Origin of the sequence: Pseudoalteromonas sp. SWXJZ94C, assembly GCF_015864385.1 — a bacterium.
Lineage (GTDB): Bacteria > Pseudomonadota > Gammaproteobacteria > Enterobacterales > Alteromonadaceae > Pseudoalteromonas.
This window is the reverse complement of sequence record NZ_JADYXF010000102.1, coordinates 1-3359: the sequence shown is the minus strand read 5'-3', so window position 1 is coordinate 3359 and position 3359 is coordinate 1. Positions and strand designations below refer to the sequence as shown.

General features: G+C 34.1%; 5 protein-coding genes. All 5 read left to right on the top strand.

The window, feature by feature from the left end:
* Nucleotides 1–249: 249 nt before the first annotated feature.
* Nucleotides 250–735 (top strand): ankyrin repeat domain-containing protein, encoded by a 486-nt coding sequence (locus tag I6F65_RS21050; RefSeq protein ID WP_197114766.1) that lies wholly within the window; start codon nucleotides 250–252, stop codon nucleotides 733–735.
* A 132-nt stretch (nucleotides 736–867) separates the two neighbouring features.
* Entirely contained in the window at nucleotides 868–1392 is a 525-nt protein-coding gene (locus I6F65_RS21045) for a hypothetical protein (protein WP_197114764.1), read from the top strand.
* A 441-nt stretch (nucleotides 1393–1833) separates the two neighbouring features.
* The gene (locus tag I6F65_RS21040; RefSeq protein WP_024609671.1) at nucleotides 1834–2217 is read left to right on the top strand and encodes a hypothetical protein; all 384 of its coding nucleotides are present in this window, start codon (nucleotides 1834–1836) and stop codon (nucleotides 2215–2217) included.
* A gap of 328 nt (nucleotides 2218–2545) precedes the next feature.
* A complete protein-coding gene (locus tag I6F65_RS21035) occupies nucleotides 2546–2698 on the top strand; it encodes a hypothetical protein (RefSeq protein WP_197114761.1) in 153 nt (50 codons plus the stop codon).
* 121 nt (nucleotides 2699–2819) lie between these two features.
* Entirely contained in the window at nucleotides 2820–3260 is a 441-nt protein-coding gene (locus tag I6F65_RS21030) for a hypothetical protein (protein WP_197114759.1), read from the top strand.
* Nucleotides 3261–3359: the final 99 nt, after the last annotated feature.

The following is a 3359-nucleotide window of genomic DNA, read 5'->3' as shown; positions in this document are numbered from 1 at the left end:
TTCCATGTCGCGTCTGTTAACATTAATCTTGGCATGAGGGTTCGGTGTAACGTTTTTTAGCGAATTCAATTATACCTTATCCTCATGCTGTTTGTTTTTTATACCGCAAAGATCAACACGCCCTAGTTGCTCAATAGAGTTATCTGAAATTTATAACAAAATGAAACAACTTGATAAGTGGTGGTAAGTACTACTAACAATAACTTCTAATCGTAATAAAGATAATGGCGTTATATCTCAGGAGAGGTCGTGTTTGAGTTCAGTAACCGAGATGTTGTTAAAGCAATTAACAAAGGGAATGCTATTTTTTTAGAAAGGTGTTTCTTAAATGGGCTTTCTTTTGAAAATAAAACCGAAAAAGAACAATGGAACCTACTTCATCAAGCTACGATATTTATAGGCAAAATAGCTGATGAACAGTTAATTAAGTTACTACTTTCAAAAGGGGTTAATGTAAATGCAGTTGATGTTTACGGCAACGCACCAATTCATTACGCCATAAGAAATAATGATTTTACTACTGTTAAGTTGTTTGCCCAAGCGGGTGCAAATTTAGATATTTATAATAGTGAGGGTATAAATCCACTACATCAATCATTATTACTAATTCCTGAGAGCGTGGATCTAATATCATTTCTTGTTAAAAGTGGTGCTTATATTAGTGAATCTGCCTTCGCTTTGTCGAATGCAATGGGAAATAAAAATGTAATAGATATTCTTGAGGGAAGGGCATAATAAGACAGCTTACAACGCTATATTTTTAGATGGCAGCAATTCTTCCTTATTGATGGTAAAGGGGAAATCTATTACGCGGCCAGCTCCAAGTAAAAACAATACTAATGTTGTCGGTATAGGGTTTAAATACTAATGAACAAGCAATCGGTTGTATCTATCGCACTTTTTATTTGTGTTTCGATGGTAGCATTTTTACTTATTGCTAGTGTGCAGGTGCCAATTTTTTTTGCAGGTGGTAGTGATGCCCTAGAAGTGATTGTCAAACCTTCTAATGTCTCTCAGTGGCTGGCGTTCGCGCTATTTTTGTTTTGTTGGTTATTATGTTTTGTGCTTCCTAAACTAAAACAAAAAGGTCATATTGGGTTAAAAATAGCATTAACATTTATAACCCTAAGTATTTTTTTTATGAGTGGTCATAACTTTCGCTATTCTGGTAAGCAGCATGCACTTATTGATAGCTGGTTTTTTATCCCTATGCAAACAGTGTTTATAAATCCCACTACGTATATAGAAAATAGCCACCTAGAAAAAACAATGTTTTCGGTCAACGCTTACAGTAGTGATACTAAATTATTAAGCATTTGGCTTGGCCTACCACCGTGGCGATTGAATGAAAATAAAGTATCGGGTGTTTTCCATGATTTGGGTTTTGAATAAGGTATTATTTAAATAGTTAATTAATAAGGTGGTGAGTGCTAGATCTTCAGTAAAGGTATTATGTTTACAACCAGCCGAATATCACAGTAAAAAGTACTGTTCTTTTTTGAAGTATTTAGCTGATCTTACAGGGTCAAGCTAAAGTGAATACGCAATGGTAAATGTACTACCTTGTTCATAATATAGAAAAGTTGCAAAACACGATGTACTAAAGAAGGGTAGATCCTTTTAATCTCAATAAAAGCCGCTAAAAAATTAGTAGTTCTTTCCAAAAAGCTTATTAAAACAACAGCAAACTCTTTTTACATTCTGCTTAAACATATAGCAATTTATTGAACCAAAATAGGAACTCGGCTATGGTTTGTTTACTAATAAAAAGCAAATAATGAATAAATTAAAAACGAGTTTATCTACAGCTCATTACGTTTTACAAGGATTTATGTGTTTAGACCAAACCCGCATGATTTAACAAGAGAAGTTTCAAGTAATGCCAGAGTATTTATTGGTATTTTATGTTTGCTTTTTTCTGGTAGTATTTTTTTCATGACTTACGTTGGCGATGATGAAGCATTATTTATTCTAAGTATTGTTGTTGCTTTTCCGCTTTTGTTGGTTTCATTGTCATTATTATTTGGTAAAGCGAGTAAAGGAAAAGGCTTATTTTCTAGTTATTCTTTATACTTTATTTCAATCGTAATACTTTTAAGCAGCACTATTGCATTCCTAAATGGCAGTAATGCATCAGGTATTGTATTTGTAATCGGTTTAGGTTGTTTTTATCTAGCCAAAAAACGTGGTAAAAGTAACAAGAAGTTGAGACCGTAGAATTGCTTTTTTAAGGGAAACAGCCTGCTTTATGGTTTTAGAATGTATTGCCTAATGCTTTAAAAACGCTTAGCGTTGATTCTATAAACTCTTTTTTTAGTTAAGTTTGGCTGTTGAAATTATTTTACAGCCTTAATAGGTGCATTGTGGATATTAGTGATAATTCCCAACTGAGATTAGACGTTATTTACCCAATGGTTTTAAAGATGAAGTTGGAGTTTGGTTTGTTTTACCACTCAACGATATTGATCCCGATAGGTGCGGTGTAATTACTCTAAATAAGTGGCTTAGGGAGCAAGAGTGGTATCCAGCTAAATTTGAAAGTATATTGTGGTTTGGGGATGACAGTGTTGGCAATTTACTGGGTTGGGTAGCTGAAAAATCATCAGCTATTTTATGGAATCCTGCTGATGGTTTTGAATATTGGTATAGTGGAGAAATAGCTGCAGTGTGGGCATTTATTCGCAATAATTATGAGTAAACTGCACCTTACAAACCAACCGAGCTGGACTAAAAGCAATTTGCTAAGTTTTGCTTTGTTTCACATTTTAGCAAAAAATTATTAGCCTCTATTGGGGCGCTACAAAGCACAAGGCGGTTAGGTGAACATTGTTAACAATATCAAAAACTCTTTTTATCCTGAGGTTTATTCCGAATCGATTCCTACAAGCGCAGATTTAAGCTTATGTTTATTGAAAAAGACTCAATTAGCTAAATATGTTTTAGTCGTTAAGGATTTTGATTCTAAGCTAGATATTAAAGTTCAAATCGCAAACGCTCGTAAATTAATTAGACAGCAAACGTCAGCAATGTGGTTGTTTAAGGAAGTTGGAGCTTACATTGTATTTGTTTGTGATGAACTTCCTGATTTATCAGAGTCTCAATTAGAAATAGATCATACTGGCTTTCACGCTGTGATTGTCCAAGGCGTTCATTTGGTTTCTAAATCAGGTGCTCATTTTTTTAATCATAGTAAATGGTTAAATAAATCATTCGGTGGCACTGAAAGCATTGCTTCTAGATTAGTGCGTAGCGCAATATAGCAATACGCTCTGAGGCGAAATACTAGGGGCTGTTGATCTTTGTAGTATATATATTAATCAGCCCACATTGGTAGCCACATCATAGTAAATGCTAAAGCG